General features: G+C 60.5%; 30 protein-coding genes and 2 tRNA genes. All 32 read right to left on the reverse strand.

The annotated features are described in order from the left end of the window. Positions 1 to 133: 133 nt before the first annotated feature. Positions 134 to 210: transfer RNA gene (locus ABGI63_RS25105), tRNA-Met, on the reverse strand. Between the two features lie 92 nt (positions 211 to 302). After that, a tRNA-Met gene (locus tag ABGI63_RS25110) sits at positions 303 to 379 on the reverse strand. A gap of 139 nt (positions 380 to 518) precedes the next feature. After that, on the reverse strand, positions 519 to 908 hold the full coding sequence (rplQ, locus tag ABGI63_RS25115; protein WP_137945218.1) for a 50S ribosomal protein L17: 390 nt from the start codon (positions 906 to 908) through the stop codon (positions 519 to 521). A 104-nt stretch (positions 909 to 1,012) separates the two neighbouring features. Continuing rightward, a complete protein-coding gene (locus ABGI63_RS25120) occupies positions 1,013 to 2,002 on the reverse strand; it encodes a DNA-directed RNA polymerase subunit alpha (RefSeq protein ID WP_124448780.1) in 990 nt (329 codons plus the stop codon). Between the two features lie 156 nt (positions 2,003 to 2,158). Then, positions 2,159 to 2,782, reverse strand: a complete 624-nt coding sequence (gene rpsD, locus ABGI63_RS25125) for a 30S ribosomal protein S4 (RefSeq protein ID WP_137945219.1) — start codon at positions 2,780 to 2,782, stop codon at positions 2,159 to 2,161. A gap of 210 nt (positions 2,783 to 2,992) precedes the next feature. Next, a complete protein-coding gene (gene rpsK / locus ABGI63_RS25130) occupies positions 2,993 to 3,397 on the reverse strand; it encodes a 30S ribosomal protein S11 (protein ID WP_133605042.1) in 405 nt (134 codons plus the stop codon). 32 nt (positions 3,398 to 3,429) lie between these two features. Next, entirely contained in the window at positions 3,430 to 3,795 is a 366-nt protein-coding gene (gene rpsM, locus ABGI63_RS25135; RefSeq protein ID WP_349745280.1) for a 30S ribosomal protein S13, read from the reverse strand. Positions 3,796 to 3,829: 34 nt separating this feature from the next. Next, a complete protein-coding gene (gene rpmJ / locus ABGI63_RS25140) occupies positions 3,830 to 3,943 on the reverse strand; it encodes a 50S ribosomal protein L36 (protein WP_056194202.1) in 114 nt (37 codons plus the stop codon). Positions 3,944 to 4,002: 59 nt separating this feature from the next. After that, complete coding sequence (infA, locus tag ABGI63_RS25145) at positions 4,003 to 4,221, reverse strand: translation initiation factor IF-1 (protein WP_137945221.1); 219 nt, start codon at positions 4,219 to 4,221, stop codon at positions 4,003 to 4,005. A gap of 43 nt (positions 4,222 to 4,264) precedes the next feature. Further along, positions 4,265 to 5,575: a preprotein translocase subunit SecY gene (gene secY, locus ABGI63_RS25150; RefSeq protein WP_137945222.1), complete on the reverse strand. Its 1,311-nt coding sequence runs from the start codon at positions 5,573 to 5,575 to the stop codon at positions 4,265 to 4,267. Positions 5,576 to 5,596: 21 nt separating this feature from the next. Continuing rightward, positions 5,597 to 6,028, reverse strand: coding sequence for a 50S ribosomal protein L15 (gene rplO / locus ABGI63_RS25155; protein ID WP_137945223.1), 432 nt, complete (start codon positions 6,026 to 6,028; stop codon positions 5,597 to 5,599). A 26-nt stretch (positions 6,029 to 6,054) separates the two neighbouring features. Then, complete coding sequence (gene rpmD / locus ABGI63_RS25160; RefSeq protein WP_137945224.1) at positions 6,055 to 6,237, reverse strand: 50S ribosomal protein L30; 183 nt, start codon at positions 6,235 to 6,237, stop codon at positions 6,055 to 6,057. A gap of 19 nt (positions 6,238 to 6,256) precedes the next feature. Further along, positions 6,257 to 6,775 (reverse strand): 30S ribosomal protein S5, encoded by a 519-nt coding sequence (rpsE, locus tag ABGI63_RS25165; RefSeq protein WP_137945225.1) that lies wholly within the window; start codon positions 6,773 to 6,775, stop codon positions 6,257 to 6,259. An 18-nt stretch (positions 6,776 to 6,793) separates the two neighbouring features. Continuing rightward, a complete protein-coding gene (rplR, locus tag ABGI63_RS25170) occupies positions 6,794 to 7,159 on the reverse strand; it encodes a 50S ribosomal protein L18 (RefSeq protein ID WP_262971600.1) in 366 nt (121 codons plus the stop codon). A gap of 11 nt (positions 7,160 to 7,170) precedes the next feature. After that, positions 7,171 to 7,704 (reverse strand): 50S ribosomal protein L6, encoded by a 534-nt coding sequence (rplF, locus tag ABGI63_RS25175; protein WP_137945227.1) that lies wholly within the window; start codon positions 7,702 to 7,704, stop codon positions 7,171 to 7,173. Positions 7,705 to 7,723: 19 nt separating this feature from the next. Further along, positions 7,724 to 8,119: a 30S ribosomal protein S8 gene (rpsH, locus tag ABGI63_RS25180; RefSeq protein WP_137945228.1), complete on the reverse strand. Its 396-nt coding sequence runs from the start codon at positions 8,117 to 8,119 to the stop codon at positions 7,724 to 7,726. Positions 8,120 to 8,143: 24 nt separating this feature from the next. Then, positions 8,144 to 8,449, reverse strand: a complete 306-nt coding sequence (rpsN, locus tag ABGI63_RS25185; protein WP_137945229.1) for a 30S ribosomal protein S14 — start codon at positions 8,447 to 8,449, stop codon at positions 8,144 to 8,146. Positions 8,450 to 8,457: 8 nt separating this feature from the next. Next, positions 8,458 to 8,997: a 50S ribosomal protein L5 gene (gene rplE / locus ABGI63_RS25190; protein WP_137945230.1), complete on the reverse strand. Its 540-nt coding sequence runs from the start codon at positions 8,995 to 8,997 to the stop codon at positions 8,458 to 8,460. Positions 8,998 to 9,007: 10 nt separating this feature from the next. After that, on the reverse strand, positions 9,008 to 9,325 hold the full coding sequence (gene rplX, locus ABGI63_RS25195; RefSeq protein ID WP_137945231.1) for a 50S ribosomal protein L24: 318 nt from the start codon (positions 9,323 to 9,325) through the stop codon (positions 9,008 to 9,010). A gap of 26 nt (positions 9,326 to 9,351) precedes the next feature. After that, positions 9,352 to 9,720 carry a 50S ribosomal protein L14 gene (rplN, locus tag ABGI63_RS25200; RefSeq protein WP_137945232.1) on the reverse strand — a complete coding sequence of 123 codons (369 nt, stop codon included), beginning with the start codon at positions 9,718 to 9,720 and terminating at the stop codon, positions 9,352 to 9,354. Between the two features lie 280 nt (positions 9,721 to 10,000). Further along, positions 10,001 to 10,510: a peroxiredoxin gene (locus ABGI63_RS25205; RefSeq protein WP_349745281.1), complete on the reverse strand. Its 510-nt coding sequence runs from the start codon at positions 10,508 to 10,510 to the stop codon at positions 10,001 to 10,003. 114 nt (positions 10,511 to 10,624) lie between these two features. Next, positions 10,625 to 10,897: a 30S ribosomal protein S17 gene (gene rpsQ, locus ABGI63_RS25210; protein ID WP_137945234.1), complete on the reverse strand. Its 273-nt coding sequence runs from the start codon at positions 10,895 to 10,897 to the stop codon at positions 10,625 to 10,627. Further along, positions 10,894 to 11,094, reverse strand: coding sequence for a 50S ribosomal protein L29 (rpmC, locus tag ABGI63_RS25215; protein ID WP_137945235.1), 201 nt, complete (start codon positions 11,092 to 11,094; stop codon positions 10,894 to 10,896). Before rpmC ends, rpsQ begins: the two co-directional genes overlap by 4 nt. 14 nt (positions 11,095 to 11,108) lie before the next feature. After that, positions 11,109 to 11,525 (reverse strand): 50S ribosomal protein L16, encoded by a 417-nt coding sequence (gene rplP, locus ABGI63_RS25220; RefSeq protein WP_137945236.1) that lies wholly within the window; start codon positions 11,523 to 11,525, stop codon positions 11,109 to 11,111. Between the two features lie 3 nt (positions 11,526 to 11,528). After that, entirely contained in the window at positions 11,529 to 12,383 is an 855-nt protein-coding gene (gene rpsC, locus ABGI63_RS25225; RefSeq protein ID WP_137945237.1) for a 30S ribosomal protein S3, read from the reverse strand. Positions 12,384 to 12,399: 16 nt separating this feature from the next. After that, positions 12,400 to 12,729, reverse strand: coding sequence for a 50S ribosomal protein L22 (rplV, locus tag ABGI63_RS25230; RefSeq protein ID WP_137945238.1), 330 nt, complete (start codon positions 12,727 to 12,729; stop codon positions 12,400 to 12,402). Positions 12,730 to 12,740: 11 nt separating this feature from the next. Further along, on the reverse strand, positions 12,741 to 13,019 hold the full coding sequence (rpsS, locus tag ABGI63_RS25235) for a 30S ribosomal protein S19 (protein WP_133703194.1): 279 nt from the start codon (positions 13,017 to 13,019) through the stop codon (positions 12,741 to 12,743). 10 nt (positions 13,020 to 13,029) lie between these two features. Further along, positions 13,030 to 13,854, reverse strand: coding sequence for a 50S ribosomal protein L2 (gene rplB / locus ABGI63_RS25240; protein WP_137945239.1), 825 nt, complete (start codon positions 13,852 to 13,854; stop codon positions 13,030 to 13,032). Beyond that, a complete protein-coding gene (gene rplW / locus ABGI63_RS25245; RefSeq protein WP_349745282.1) occupies positions 13,854 to 14,171 on the reverse strand; it encodes a 50S ribosomal protein L23 in 318 nt (105 codons plus the stop codon). The genes rplB and rplW overlap by 1 nt, the downstream gene beginning before the upstream one ends. After that, the gene (gene rplD / locus ABGI63_RS25250; RefSeq protein ID WP_137945241.1) at positions 14,168 to 14,788 is read right to left on the reverse strand and encodes a 50S ribosomal protein L4; all 621 of its coding nucleotides are present in this window, start codon (positions 14,786 to 14,788) and stop codon (positions 14,168 to 14,170) included. The genes rplW and rplD overlap by 4 nt, the downstream gene beginning before the upstream one ends. Then, entirely contained in the window at positions 14,788 to 15,459 is a 672-nt protein-coding gene (gene rplC, locus ABGI63_RS25255) for a 50S ribosomal protein L3 (protein WP_262971602.1), read from the reverse strand. The genes rplD and rplC overlap by 1 nt, the downstream gene beginning before the upstream one ends. Before the next feature lie 281 nt (positions 15,460 to 15,740). After that, positions 15,741 to 16,052 carry a 30S ribosomal protein S10 gene (rpsJ, locus tag ABGI63_RS25260; protein WP_056194266.1) on the reverse strand — a complete coding sequence of 104 codons (312 nt, stop codon included), beginning with the start codon at positions 16,050 to 16,052 and terminating at the stop codon, positions 15,741 to 15,743. Positions 16,053 to 16,201: the final 149 nt, after the last annotated feature.

The following is a 16,201-nucleotide window of genomic DNA, read 5'->3' on the forward strand; positions in this document are numbered from 1 at the left end:
GGTTATGAGCCCAACGAGCTACCAGACTGCTCCACCCCGCGACTGTTCTTGCTTAACGTCGGACCCGCATATCGCGTCTACCGCGCCGACAAAAAAAGCCGCTCAAAGACAAGCGGCTCTTCTTAATGTTCCCTGGTTGCGGGGGCAGGATTTGAACCTACGACCTTTGGGTTATGAGCCCAACGAGCTACCAGACTGCTCCACCCCGCGACTGTTCTTGCTTAACGTCGGACCCGCATATCGCGTCTACCGCGCCGACAAAAAAAGCCGCTCAAAGACAAGCGGCTCTTCTTAATGTTCCCTGGTTGCGGGGGCAGGATTTGAACCTACGACCTTTGGGTTATGAGCCCAACGAGCTACCAGACTGCTCCACCCCGCGACTGAAGCTAGCAGTATAGCGCAGTTCGGTGACTTCGTCACCATTGCTGCGGGTACAGACGTAAAAAAGGCCAGCATCAAGCCGGCCTTCTCTGGGCGAACGCTCCGACCGGGGCGGCTGGAGCGCAAGCGCTGTCGATTTACTCGACGGCTTCGCCGGCGGTCTCGCCTTCGGCGCGGTCAACCAGCTCCACATAGGCCATCGGCGCGTTGTCGCCAACACGGAAGCCCATCTTCAGGATGCGGGTGTAGCCGCCCGGACGCGCCTTGAAACGCGGGCCCAGTTCGTTGAACAGCTTGGTGACGATGTCGCGGTCACGCAGACGGTCGAAAGCCAGGCGGCGATTGGCCAGCGTGGGTTCCTTGGCCAGGGTGATCAGGGGCTCGACGACGCGACGCAGTTCCTTGGCCTTGGGGACCGTGGTCTTGATGGCTTCGTGCTGCAGCAGCGAGACGCACATATTGCGCAGCATTGCCTTGCGGTGTTCGCTGGTGCGGTTGAGCTTACGGAGGCCGTTACGGTGACGCATGGTGCTATTCCTTTCCTAGAGTAATCCCAGCAGCCGTATCAGGTACTGCCCGGGTGCACCGGATGAAGCGGGTCAGCGCCCCATCCTTCTTCTTCAAAAACTAATTAACGCTTGTCCAGACCTTGCGGCGGCCAGTTTTCCAGGCGGGCGCCCAGAGTCAGACCGCGCGAAGCGAGGACTTCCTTGATTTCGTTGAGCGACTTGCGACCCAGATTCGGGGTCTTCAGCAGCTCGGTCTCGGTGCGCTGGATCAGGTCGCCGATGTAGTAGATGTTCTCGGCCTTCAGGCAGTTGGCCGAACGAACGGTCAACTCGAGCTCATCGACAGGGCGCAGCAGGATCGGGTCGAAGCTGCTGGAGCGCTGGGCCGGCTGGTCGAAGGCATCGACCAGGTCGGTGCCCTGCAGCTGTGCGAACACGGCCAGCTGCTCGACCAGGATCTTGGCCGAAGCACGGATCGCTTCCTCGGGCGAGATGGCGCCGTTGGTTTCGATTTCCATGACCAGCTTGTCCAGATCGGTACGCTGCTCGACGCGGGCGTTCTCGACGGCGTAGCTGACGCGGCGCACGGGCGAGAACGAGGCGTCCAGCACGATGCGGCCGATGCTCTTGGTCGGCTCGTCGCCATAGCGGCGCATCGTACCCGGCACATAGCCGCGGCCCTTCTCGACCTTGATCTGCATATCCAGCTTGCCGCCTTGCGACAGGTGGGCAATGACGTGCTCGGGATTGATGATCTCGACGTCGTGCGGGGTCTGGATGTCGGCAGCCGTGACCGGGCCTTCACCTTCCTTGCGCAGGACCAGGGTCACTTCTTCACGGTTGTGCAGGCGGAACACCACGCCCTTGAGGTTCAGCATGATGTGAACCACGTCTTCTTGCACACCGTCGATGGCCGAGTACTCGTGCAGCACGCCGGCAATCGTCACTTCAGTCGGCGCGTAACCCACCATCGAGGACAGCAACACACGGCGCAGGGCATTGCCCAGGGTGTGGCCATAACCGCGCTCGAACGGCTCCAGCGTCACCTTGGCGCGATGGCCGCCCAGGGGCTCCACATTGATGGATTTGGGTTTCAGCAGGTTTGTTTGCATGAGGTCTTTCTTTCAATACCCTCGGTTCGTTACACCGATAAGGCTGAGGGACCAACCGGGCGCGGCCGGAACGGGCCCGGCCCGGACGAGATAAAGCCGAAGAAAACGGCAAGGCCGAGCGCGCTCCTGACGAGCCGCCCGGCCGGAGCACTTCGATTAACGCGAGTACAACTCAACGATCAGCGATTCGTTGATCTCGGCGCCGAACTCGTCGCGGTCGGGAGCCTTCTTGAACACGCCTTCCAGCTTCGTACCATCCACCTGCACCCAGGCAGGCATGCCGATGGACTCGGCCAGCTTGAACGCGTCAACGATGCGCAGCTGCTTCTTGGCCTTCTCACGCACGGCAACGGTGTCACCGGCCTTCACCAGGTAGGAAGCGATGTTGACCACTTCGCCATTGACGGTGATGCCCTTGTGCGAGACCAGCTGACGCGCTTCGGCACGGGTCGAACCGAAGCCCATGCGATAGACGACGTTGTCCAGACGCGATTCCAGCAGTTGCAGCAGGTTCACGCCGGTCGAGCCCTTGCGGCGCTCGGCTTCGGCGAAGTAGCGGCGGAACTGACGCTCCAGCACGCCGTACATGCGCTTGACCTTCTGCTTTTCACGCAGTTGCAGACCGAAGTCGGAGGTGCGCTGACCGGAGGTGCGGCCGTGCTGGCCGGGCTTCGAATCAAACTTGGCCTTGTCGCTGATCGAGCGGCGGGCGCTCTTCAGGAACAGGTCAGTGCCTTCGCGGCGGGAAAGTTTGGCCTTGGGGCCGAGGTAACGTGCCACTTTGCGTGTCCTTGTTCAATCTGACGCACAAAATCCGTCGACTTGTGCGCGAGTCTGGCCAGTGTTTTTATCAGCTCAGACGGTGGGCTTATTGAAGTGTCGGCCTGCACTCAGGCGAGGCCTCGACTTCAGCAAAACGGCCGGCTGGCACTCGCGCGCCAGCCGGCTTGGGAAAATCTAATCGGCGATTATCGCACTAAACCAAAAGGTTTAGATACGACGACGCTTTTGAGGACGGCAACCGTTGTGCGGCACCGGCGTCACGTCAGAGATCGAGTTGATGCGGATGCCCAATGCGGCCAGAGCGCGCACCGACGATTCGCGACCCGGGCCGGGGCCCTTGATCTTGACGTCCAGATTCTTGATACCCTGTTCTTGAGCAGCGCGGCCGGCCACTTCGGCAGCCACCTGGGCAGCGAAGGGGGTCGACTTGCGCGAGCCCTTGAAGCCTTGACCACCGGAAGAGGCCCAGGACAGAGCGCCACCTTGACGATCGGTGATCGTGATGATGGTGTTGTTGAACGAAGCGTGGACGTGCGCAACGCCGTCGGCAACGTTCTTGCGAACCTTCTTGCGAACGCGCTGGGCAGCCGAGTTATTAGGTGCTTTTGCCATGTGAACCTTCTTTCAATGCTGTGGCAGCGTGATCACTTCTTGCCGGTCGCAGCCGACTTGCGCGGACCCTTGCGGGTACGGGCATTCGTGCGGGTGCGTTGACCGCGCATCGGCAGGCCACGGCGATGACGGAAGCCGCGGTAGCAGCCCAGATCCATCAAGCGCTTGATGTTGATCGACATCTCGCGGCGCAGATCGCCTTCGATGGTCATGCGGCCCACTTCTTCACGGATCTTTTCCAGATCAGTGTCGGTGAGGTCCTTGACCTTCTTGTCGAACGGGATGCCGCAAGTTGTGCAGATCTTCTGTGCGGTCGTACGGCCAATGCCGTAGATCGAAGTCAGACCGATCTCAGTGTGCTTTTGCGGCGGAATGTTGATACCAGCAATACGTGCCATGTGCGTCCTCTAATTCGCTCGTGTCGTGCAGCAATCAGCCCTGGCGCTGCTTGTGGCGGGGATCGGTACAGATCACACGCACCACGCCCTTGCGGCGGATGATCTTGCAATTGCGGCACATTTGCTTAACGGATGCCGAAACTTTCATGGTCTGCTCCTTGACCTACTCTAAATCGCTCAAACAGCGCGTCCGGGGAATGAACAAGCTCACTTCGCCCGGAAAACGATGCGAGCACGACTCAAATCGTAGGGCGTGAGTTCCACCGTCACTTTGTCTCCAGGCAGGATGCGGATGTAGTGCATCCGCATCTTGCCGGAGATGTGACCGAGGACCACATGCCCGTTTTCCAACTTCACACGAAACGTTGCGTTGGGGAGATTTTCTTGGATCTCACCCTGCATCTGAATGACGTCGTCTTTCGCCATGCCGTTCAGGTTCGGTTGGAACCGTTGGTATTACCTCAGCTTGTCAGCTGGCCTTGAAATTTGCCTTCTTCAGCAGCGACTCGTACTGCTGACTCATCACATAAGACTGCACCTGAGCCCAGAAGTCCATGGTGACCACGACGATGATCAACAAGGAGGTACCGCCAAAATAGAACGGCACGTTGTACTTCAGAACCAAAAACTCAGGCAGCAGACAGACGGCGGTGATATAGATGGCGCCGGCCAAGGTCAGTCGCGACAAGATCTTGTCAATATGCTTGGCGGTCTGATCGCCGGGACGGATCCCGGGGATGAACGCACCACTCTTCTTCAGGTTGTCTGCGGTCTCACGGCTGTTGAACACCAGCGCCGTGTAGAAGAAGCAGAAGAACACGATGGCAGCGGCGTACAGCAGCACATAGATCGGCTGGCCCGGACGCAGCATGTCAGCGAGGTCTTTCAACCAGCGCAGGCCATCACCGGTAGCAAACCAACTCACCACGGTGGTCGGCAGCAGGATGATGGATGACGCGAAGATCGGCGGGATCACGCCCGACATGTTCAGCTTCAGCGGCAGGTGCGAGCTTTGACCGCCATAGACCTTGTTGCCGACCTGGCGCTTGGCATAGTTCACCAAGATCTTGCGCTGGCCACGTTCAACAAAGACCACAGCGTAGGTCACACCGATCACCAGGGCCACGATGAAGATAGAAGCAATGATGCTCATTGCGCCGGTCCGCACCAGCTCCAGCAACCCGGCCACCGCACCCGGCAGACCCGCAGCGATACCGCCGAAGATCAGAATCGAGATGCCGTTGCCCAGACCGCGCTCGGTGATCTGCTCACCCAGCCACATCAGGAACATCGTGCCGGCCACCAGGCTGGTCACCGCAGTCATGCGGAAACCAAAACCAGGATCAATCACCAGACCCGGCGAGCTCTCCAGCGCCAGAGCAATGCTCAGCGATTGGAAAATGGCCAGACCCAGAGTGCCGTAACGGGTGTACTGCGTGATCTTGCGGCGCCCTGCTTCGCCTTCTTTCTTCAGCGCTTCCAAGCTCGGCACCACATGCGTCATCAACTGCATGACGATGGAGGCCGAGATGTAGGGCGTGATGCCCAGCGCCAAGACAGCGAAACGGGACAGCGCGCCGCCCGAGAACATATTGAACAGGCTCAGGATGCCGCCCTGCTGACCCTTGAAGAGCTGCTGCAGCTGGGCCGGGTCGATGCCGGGCACGGGGATATGCGCCCCGATCCGATACACCACCAGCGCCAGCAGCAGGAACACAAGCCGACGACGGAGGTCGCCGAACTTGCCGCTCTTGGCCAGTTGGTTTGCGTTGGTTGCCACTGTGCCTATCCTGTAGCTCGTTTAAGCGACCGTGCCGCCAGCGGCTTCGATGGCTGCCTTGGCACCCGCCGTTGCGCCCACGCCCTTCAGCGTGATCTTGCGGCTGATGGCGCCCGACAGGATGACCTTGACGGTCTTCGCCAGTTCGGGAACCAGGCCGACGGCCTTCAGGGTCAGCACGTCGATCTCGTCACCGGCCAGCACCTGCAGATCGCTCAGCGTGATCTCGGCGTTGTACTTCAGCGATTGCGACTTGAAACCGCGCTTGGGCAGGCGACGCTGCAAAGGCATTTGACCGCCTTCGAAGCCCACCTTGTGGTAGCCACCGGCACGCGACTTTTGACCCTTGTGGCCGCGGCCAGCGGTCTTGCCCAGACCGGAGCCAATGCCACGACCCACGCGACGCTTGGCGTGCTTGGCGCCAGCGGCAGGCTTGATGGTATTGAGTTGCATCTTCTAGTCCTCAGTTCGTGTGGCGCTTACAGCACCTGCACGAGGTAGGCGATCTTGTTGATCATGCCGCGCACCGCCGGCGTGTCTTCCAACACGCTGGTGCTGTTCAGCTTGCGCAGACCCAGACCAACCACGGTGGCACGGTGCGAGGCACGGGTACCAATGGGGCTGCGGACCAGCTTGACCGTCAAAGTTTTCTTGTCAGACATCAGTCTCTCCAGTGCAGCTTCAGTTGAGGATGTCTTCAACTGTCTTGCCGCGCTTGGCTGCGACTTGCGCGGCCGTGGTGGAACGCTTCAGAGCGTCCAGCGTGGCGCGAACCATGTTGTAAGGGTTGGTCGAACCGTGGCTCTTGGTCACGATGTCGGTCACGCCCATCACTTCGAAGACGGCGCGCATCGGGCCGCCGGCGATCACGCCGGTACCGGCCTTGGCCGGAATCATCATCACGTGAGCAGCACCATGGTCACCGTTCACGCTGTGGTGAATCGTGCCATTGCGCAGATCGACCTTGACCATATTGCGGCGGGCGGCTTCCATTGCCTTTTGCACGGCGACCGGAACTTCCTTCGCCTTGCCCTTGCCCATGCCGATACGGCCATCGCCGTCGCCGACCACCGTCAGTGCTGCGAAGGACAGCGTACGACCGCCCTTGACCACCTTGGTGACGCGATTGACCGCGATCATCTTTTCCTTCAGGCCGTCGTCATTGCCTTCGGTCTGCGCGCGGGGTTGAAATTTTGCCATTTCGTATTCCTTGTTGCGTCAGAACTGCAGGCCGGCTTCGCGGGCTGCTTCGGCCAGTGCCTTGACTCGGCCATGGTAGGCAAAGCCCGCACGGTCGAAAGCCACCTTCTCGACGCCGGCAGCCTTGGCCTTCTCGGCGACACGCTTGCCCACCAGGACGGCGGCAGCGACGTTGCCGCCCTTGCCATTGCCACCCAGTTCGGCGCGGACTTCCTTCTCGGCGGTCGAAGCGCTGGCCAGCACCTTGGTGCCACAGTCGGAAATGACGCTGGCGTAGATGTGCAGGTTGGAGCGGAACACCGTCAGGCGTGCCACGCGCTGGATTGCAATCCGGGCGCGGGTTTGACGCGAGCGACGGATGCGCTGTTCTTTTTTGGTCAACATTGCGCTGCTCCTTACTTCTTCTTGGTCTCTTTGAGGGAGACCTTCTCGTCGGAATAGCGGATGCCCTTGCCCTTGTAGGGCTCTGGCGGACGGAAGGCGCGCACTTCAGCGGCGATCTGTCCGACCACTTGGCGGTCCGCGCCCTTGATCAGGATTTCGGTCTGGGTCGGGCACTCAACCTTGATACCAGCCGGCATGTCCTTCACCACAGGGTGAGAGAAACCGATCTGCAGGTTCAGCTTCTGGCCCTGAGCCTGGGCACGGAAGCCCACGCCCACCAGATTCAGCTTCTTCTCGAAACCCTTGCTCACGCCGTTGACCATATTGGCCACCAGTGCGCGCATCGTGCCGCTCAGCGCATCGGCGTCAGCCGATTCGTTGGCGGGGGCGAAAGTCAGCTTGCCTGCTTCGTTCTTGATGGTGACCTGGGGGTTGGCAGCACGCACCAACGTGCCCTGGGCACCCTTCACGCTGATCTGCTCAGCGGTGATCGTCACGTCCACACCAGCGGGGACGGCGACCGGCATTTTTCCTACGCGGGACATTGTTTAAATCTCCTTGCGCTTAGGCGACGTAGCAGAGCACTTCGCCGCCGATACCGGCTTGACGTGCTTTGCGGTCGGTCATCACACCCTTGGGGGTGGTGACAATCGCCACACCCAGGCCATTCATGACCTGCGGGATGTCGTGGCGGCCCTTGTAAATGCGCAGGCCGGGACGGCTCACGCGCTCGATGCGCTCGATCACCGGGCGACCGGCGTAATACTTCAGCGCAATCTCCAACTCGGGGCGGGCGGCTTCACCGCGCACCGCGAATCCATCGATATAACCCTCGTCCTTCAGGACCTTGGCGATCGCGATCTTCAACTTAGACGAAGGCATCACGACGCTGGCTTTCTCAACGCTTTGGGCGTTGCGAATGCGAGTCAGCATATCGGCGATAGGATCACTCATGCTCATATGAAAATCTCCTAAACCTGCCGATTACCAGCTGGCCTTGACGACACCGGGGATGTCGCCCTTGAAGGCCAGCTCGCGAATTTTGTTACGGCCCAGGCCGAACTTGCGGAACGTGCCGCGGGGACGGCCGGTCAACTCGCAGCGGTTACGCAGGCGGGTCGGGTAGGCGTTACGGGGGAGCTTTTGCAGCTCCAGGCGGGCTGCATAGCGCTCTTCTTCCGACTTCTTGAAGTCGTCGATGATGGCCTTCAGTTCCGCATACTTCTTGGCGTACTTGGCGACCAGTTGTTCGCGCTTCAGCTCACGTTGCTTAATCGAGAGTTTTGCCACAGGTCACCTCAGTTCTTGAACGGGAACTTGAATGCAGCCAGCAGGGCCTTGCACTCATCGTCCGACTTGGCCGTGGTGGTGATGCTGATATTCAGACCACGCAGCGCGTCAACCTTGTCGTAATCGATTTCCGGGAAAATGATCTGCTCTTTGACGCCGATGTTGTAGTTACCACGACCATCGAACGAGCGACCCGAGATACCACGGAAGTCACGAACGCGCGGCAGCGCGACCGTCACGAAGCGGTCCAGGAATTCATACATCTGAACGCCACGCAGAGTGACCATGCAGCCGATCGGCACCTGCTCACGGATCTTGAAACCCGCGATTGCCTTCTTGGACTTGGTGACCACGGGCTTTTGGCCGGCGATCTTGGTGAGGTCGCCGACGGCGTGATCCATCACCTTCTTGTCCGCAACCGCCTCGCTCACACCCATATTGAGCGTGATCTTGGTGATGCGCGGCACTTCCATGACCGACTTGTAGCCAAACTTCTCAACGAGGCCTGGCACAACTTTTTCGCGATAAAACGCTTGCAAACGAGCCATGTCGGACCTCTTAAGCCTTGATCTCTTCGCCGGTCGACTTGTAAACGCGCACCTTCTTGCCATCGGCGAGCAACTTGATGCCCACGCGATCGGCCTTGCCGGATGCAGCGTTAAAAATCGCCACGTTGGATTGATGGATCGGCATCGTCTTATCGACCACACCGCCGGTGGTGCCCTTCATCGGGTTGGGCTTGACGTGCTTCTTGACGACATTGACGCCGTCCACCACGAGGTGGGCGTCGTCGACACGCTGCGACACGGTGCCGCGCTTGCCTTTGTCGCGGCCGGTCAACACGATGACCTGGTCGCCTTTACGAATCTTGTTCATGGCAATACCTTTGTCTGTGGCTGTGCTCAGAGCACCTCAGGCGCCAGCGACACGATCTTCATGAAACGCTCGGTACGCAGTTCACGCGTCACCGGGCCGAAGATACGAGTGCCGATGGGCTCCAGCTTGGCGTTCAGCAGCACGGCGGCATTGCCGTCGAACTTGACCAAAGAGCCGTCTTGGCGGCGCACGCCCTTGGCAGTGCGAACCACCACCGCGCTGTAGATCTCGCCTTTTTTGACGCGACCGCGCGGAGCAGCTTCTTTGATGCTGACCTTGATGATGTCGCCAATGCCGGCATAACGACGCTTGGACCCGCCAAGCACCTTGATGCACATGACGGATTTAGCGCCAGTGTTGTCCGCGACGTCGAGCCGCGATTGCATTTGAATCATGTCTGTCCCCAACTTTTCCCTCGTCCAGCGCTGCAACCAATTTGCAGCCACCTTCAGCGGTCAGTCTTGGGCCCGTGGACCGTTCGCTCGGATCTATTCAGACCCTTGCGCCCGGCAGTTATGGGCGAACCCGAGGCCATAACGCACTAGAAAGTGCGCCTGACGTTCGGCGAAGCTTTGGATTATGCGTCAGGGCCTACGCTCATGTCAAGCGTTAACCCCGAAGAACTTTGCGAGCTGGTATCGCGAACCCCGCGATGCCAACCCGATCCGCGAAAGTTCAGAGCGCCTTGGCCTGAGCCAGCAAGGTAGCAGCATCGCTGACCTCGAACTTGCCCGGCGCCTCGACATTCAGCGACTTGACGACGCCGTCAACGACCAGCATCGAGTAGCGCTGCGAGCGCAGACCCATGCCACGCGCGATCAGGTCCAGCGTCAGGCCGGTGGCCTTGGCGAAGTCGGCGCTGCCGTCAGCCATCATGCGGACCTTGCCGGCGGTCTGCTGTTCGCGGCCCCAAGCGCCCATCACGAAGGCATCATTGACCGACACGCACCAGATCTCGTCGACACCGGCCGCCTTGAAGGCCTCGGCCTGCTGCACATAGCCCGGCACATGCTGGACCGAGCAGGTGGGCGTGAACGCGCCAGGCAGCGCGAAGATCGCAATTTTCTTGCCAGCAGTAGCCTTCTCGATGTCAAAGCTATTGGGGCCTAGCGAGCAACCATTGCCCTCGACCTCGATGAACTCATTGAACGTGCCCGCAGGCAGCTTGTCTCCGACTTTCAGCATTGTTGATCTCCTTGTTCACAACGAAAAACGGCCGGACGCCAGTATTCCAGCGTTCCGGCCGTCTGAGCCATCGCGGAGCACAAAACCCCGCAACAGCCTGGACTTCAGCGGCGATTAAACGACTTGCGCCTTCTCGACCAGGCGGGTCACGACCCAGCTCTTGGTCTTGGACAGCGGACGGCCTTCGGCGATCTCGACCACATCACCCATCTTGTACTCGCCCTTTTCGTCGTGGGCGTGGTACTTGCGGGAACGGGCCACGATCTTGCCGTAGAGCTCATGCTTGGCACGGCGCTCGATCAGCACGGTCACAGTCTTGGAGCGCTTGTCGCTGACCACGCGACCGATCAGGGTACGCGTGTTCTTTTCTTGAGCTTGCGTAGTCATTTCGCGGCTCCCTTCTTCTTCTCGGCCAACACGGTCTTGACGCGAGCAATGTCACGGCGCGTATTGCCCAACACGGTATGGTTGGTCAATTGTTGCGTCGCTTTTTGCATGCGCAGGCCGAAATGGGCCTTCAGCAGGTCGGTCACTTCCTTTTCCAAGGCAGCGACATCCTTGCCACGCAGTTCAGATGCTTTCATGGTGTCTTTCCTCTTCAGCTGCCGACCTGGCGGGTCACGAAGGTGCAGCTCAGCGGCAGCTTCGCAGCAGCCAGCGTGAACGCTTCGCGAGCCAGGGCTTCCGGCACACCGTTGACTTCATAGAGCACCTTGCCAGGCTGAATCTCAGCGACGTAGTACTCAGGGTTGCCCTTACCGTTACCCATACGGACTTCGGCGGGCTTCTGGGAGATCGGCTTGTCCGGGAAGATGCGGATGAAGATACGACCACCGCGCTTGATGTGGCGCGAGATCGCACGACGTGCAGCTTCGATCTGGCGGGCCGTCAGACGACCACGCTCAGTTGCCTTCAGGCCGAAATCGCCAAAAGACACGGCAGCGCCGCGGGTTGCAACACCGGTGTTGCGACCCTTTTGCTCCTTGCGGTATTTGCGACGAGCTGGTTGCAGCATTTTTTATTCTCCTTTGGGCTCGCCGGCCACGGGGGCGGCGGGCTTGCGGACGACGCGCTTGGCGGCGGGCTGACCGGCTGCGCCTGCGTCAGCTGCCGGGGCGGCGTCACGCGGACCACGATCACCACCGGGACGGCCACGGCCGGTCGGCGCACCCGGACGGGTGTTGCGACGCGGACGACGGTCGTCTTCGGCACCTGCCGGCGTATTGATCACCGGCGCTTCGCCATTGGCGAGGCGGTCACCACGGTAGACCCAGACCTTGACGCCGATGACGCCATAGGTGGTCTTCGCTTCGGAGAAGCCGTAGTCGATGTCAGCCTTCAGGGTGTGCAGCGGCACACGGCCTTCGCGATACCACTCGGTACGAGCGATTTCGATGCCGTTCAGGCGGCCGGCAGACATGATCTTGATGCCCTGGGCGCCCAGGCGCATCGCGTTCTGCATCGCACGCTTCATGGCGCGACGGAACATGATGCGCTTTTCCAGCTGCTGGGTGATCGAGTCGGCGATCAGCTGAGCATCGATTTCGGGCTTGCGCACTTCTTCGATGTTGACTGCCACCGGCACGCCCAGACGCTTGGTCAGTTCGGCCTTCAGGTTTTCGATGTCCTCGCCCTTCTTGCCGATCACCACGCCCGGACGTGCCGAGTAAATGGTGATGCGGGCGTTCTTGGCGGGGCGTTCGATCAGAATGCGCGACACGGCGGCACTCTTCAGGCGGGCCTTCAGGAACTCGCGAACGCGCAGATCTTCAGCCAGCATCGTGGCGAAGTTCTGGTTCGACGCGTACCAGCGCGACGCCCAATTACGGGTGACGGGCAGGCGGAAGCCGGTTGGGTGGATTTTTTGTCCCATAGTCTTCTTTCAGCCTTCAGTTGCCGACCGACACGAAGATGTGGCAGGTGGGCTTGCTGATGCGATTGCCGCGGCCCTTGGCACGAGCGGAGAAACGCTTCAGAGTGGCACCTTGCTCCACATAGATCGTGGTGACCTTGAGTTCATCAATGTCAGCGCCGTCGTTGTGCTCGGCGTTGGCGATGGCGCTCTCGAGCGCCTTCTTGATGATCACGGCTGCCTTCTTCTGGGTGAATTCCAGGATGTTGAGCGCCTGGTCCACCTTCTTGCCGCGGATCAGGTCAGCCACCAGGCGACCCTTGTCACACGAGAGGCGAACGCCGCGAACGATTGCTTTGGTTTCCATCGTTGGCATCCTTACTTCTTCCCGGCCTTCTTGTCGGCCGGATGGCCTTTGAAGGTGCGGGTCAGTGCGAATTCACCCAGCTTGTGGCCGACCATCTGGTCAGACACATACACCGGCACGTGTTGCTTGCCGTTGTGCACAGCGATCGTCAGACCGATGAACTCGGGCAGGATCGTCGAGCGACGCGACCAGGTCTTGATAGGCTTTTTGTCCTTGTTGGCAACCGCCTTGTCGACCTTGGCCAACAGGTGATGGTCAACGAACGGGCCCTTCTTCAATGAACGAGTCATGGCCTACCCTTTACTTCTTGCGACGCGAAACGATGAACGTCTGCGTGCGCTTGTTGTTACGAGTGCGGTAGCCCTTCGTGAGGGTGTTCCACGGCGACACAGGCGCTTGGCCTTCGCCGGTACGACCTTCACCACCACCGTGCGGGTGATCCACCGGGTTCATCGCCGTACCGCGGACGGTCGGGCGGATACCCTTCCAACGGATCGCACCGGCCTTGCCGTACTGGCGCAGCTGATGCTCTTCGTTGCTGACCTCGCCGATCGTGGCGCGGCAGTCGATGTGGATGCGGCGCACTTCACCCGAGCGCAGGCGCAGCTGGGCGTAGACACCTTCGCGAGCCATCAGCACCACGGACACGCCGGCCGAACGCGCGATCTGCGCACCCTTGCCAGGCAGCATCTCGATGCAATGGATCGTCGAGCCCACCGGGATGTTGCGGATCGGCAGGGTGTTGCCGGCCTTGATCGGGGCTTCCGCGCCGCTCAAGATCGTTGCACCAACCTCCAGACCACGCGGAGCGATGATGTAGCGACGCTCGCCGTCGGCATAGCACACCAGAGCGATGTGGGCCGTGCGGTTCGGGTCGTACTCGATGCGCTCAACCTTGGCCGGAATACCGTCCTTGTTGCGCTTGAAGTCGACCACGCGGTAGTGGTGCTTGTGACCACCGCCCTTGTGGCGAATCGTGATGTGACCGTTGTTGTTACGGCCAGAGTTCTGCTTTTGCGGCTCAAGCAGCGACGCCTCGGGCGCGCCCTTGTGCAGGTGCTTGTGCACCACCTTGACCACGGCACGGCGGCCGGGCGAGGTCGGTTTGACTTTAACGACGGCCATTACGCAGCCTCCCCGGAGAAGTTGAGCTCTTGGCCCGCCTTCAGCGACACATACGCCTTCTTGACGTGGTCGCGGCGACCGATGGAACGGCCGAAGCGCTTGACCTTGCCCTTGACGTTGACGACGTTCACAGCCTCAACCTCGACCTTGAACATCAGTTCAACAGCGGCCTTGATCTCGGGCTTGGTGGCGTCACGCAGCACCTTGAACAACACTTGGTTGTGCTTCTCGGCAACCGCCGTGGCCTTCTCGGACACGATGGGAGCCAGCAGCACGGAGGCCAGACGGCCTTCGGAATACTTGGTGGGGGCGCTCATGCCAGCATCTCCTTGAGTTGCTCCATCGCAGCCTTGGTCACCAACACCTTCTTGTAGTGAACCAGGGACAGCGGATCGGCGTAGCGCGGCTCGCAAACCAGCACGTTGTGCAGATTGCGCGAGGCCAGCAGCATGTTGTCGGAGACTTCGTTGGCGATCAGCATCACCGACTCCAGACCCATGGCCTTGAACTTGGCAGCCAGCAGCTTGGTCTTCGGGGCTTCGATATCGATAGCCTCGACCACCGACAGGCGGCCTTCACGAGCCAGCTGCGAGAGGATGGCGGCCATACCGGCGCGGTACATCTTCTTGTTCAGCTTGTGCGTGAAGTTCTCGTCCGGCATGTTCGGGAAAATCCGACCACCCCCGCGCCACAGCGGCGAGGACGTCATACCGGCACGTGCGCGGCCGGTTCCCTTTTGACGGAACGGCTTCTTGGTCGAGTGCTTGACCTGTTCACGATCCTTCTGGGCGCGGGTACCTTGGCGGGCATTAGCCTGGAAGGCCACGACCACCTGGTGCACCAGGGCTTCGTTGTAATCGCGAGCGAAGACGGTGTCAGGAGCATCCACCTTGGCGGTGGCCTGACCTTGCTCATTCAGGAGCTCGAGCTGCATCAGTTGGCCCCTTTCTTGAGCTTGACCTTGACAGCAGGACGCACGACCACGTGGCCGTTTTTGGCGCCCGGCACAGCACCGCGGACCAGCAGCAGCTGACGAGCTTCGTCAACGCGCACGATGTCCAGGTTCTGGGTGGTCACGGTTTCGTCGCCCATATGGCCCGACATCTTCTTGCCAGGGAACACGCGGCCCGGATCCTGCGCCATCGAGATGGAGCCAGGAACATTGTGCGAGCGGCTGTTACCGTGGGAAGCGCGTTGCGAACCGAAGTTGTGACGCTTGATCGTGCCCTCGAAGCCCTTACCGATGGACGTGCCTTGCACGTCAACGGTCTGACCGGCAGCGAACAGCGAGACCGGCACCTGGGCGCCTGCCTTGTATTCGGCAGCGACGGCGGCGTCGACACGGAATTCCTTCAGGATACGACCGGCTTCAACGCCCGCTTTCGCGAGGTGACCGGCTTCCGGCTTGGTGACGCGCGAAGCTTTGCGCGTACCGAACGCCACTTGAATGGCGCTGTAGCCGTCGTTTTCTACGGTCTTGATCTGGGTCACGCGGTTGTTGGACACATCCAGCACCGTCACAGGGATGGCGTCGCCATCGTCCGTGAAGATGCGCATCATGCCCACCTTGCGGCCCAGCAATCCGAGACGATTGCTTAGACTCATGGTTATTTCTCCAGCCCTCTAAGGTTTCCCTCAAAGGCTATTGCGAACACCCGACATCGATTGGCCGGGCTGACCAGTGCACCGCAAGCGCCCAATAAAGCAGCGTTTGCGATGCGCCAAACCCGCGCAGGCAAAAGCATGCGCGGCAAAAGCTGGCGAGTATAGCGTGAACCCTAGGAAAGGCGCAAGCGCTGTCATGCGCTCGTCAAGAAAAAGGGGCAACCTTACGGTCGCCCCTTCTTTGATCGCCGTTTGCTGGGATTCAGCAAACCGCGCCTTGCTTACTGCAGCTTGATTTCGACGTCGACGCCGGCGGGCAGGTCGAGCTTCATCAAGGCGTCGACCGTCTTGTCGGTCGGGTCGACGATGTCCATCAGGCGCTGGTGGGTGCGGATTTCAAACTGGTCGCGCGAGGTCTTGTTGACGTGCGGCGAACGCAGGATGTCGAAACGCTCCATGCGCGTCGGCAGGGGCACGGGACCCTTGACGATGGCACCGGTACGCTTGGCGGTTTCCACGATTTCAAGCGCCGACTGGTCGATCAGCTTGTAGTCGAAGGCCTTCAGGCGGATGCGGATCTTTTGCTTTTGCATGACTATTCCTTCAAAGAGCGTGTGGCCGAGGCCACGAGGTTTGTGAGGCCCGAACCCTCAACAGGTCCGGGCCGGTCACGCAAAAGACTTAGGCGATGATGGTTGCCACGACGCCGGAGCCGACGGTACGACCGCCTTCACGGATGGCG

Origin of the sequence: Roseateles cavernae (assembly GCF_040187885.1) — a bacterium.
Taxonomy (GTDB): domain Bacteria; phylum Pseudomonadota; class Gammaproteobacteria; order Burkholderiales; family Burkholderiaceae_C; genus Roseateles_E; species Roseateles_E cavernae.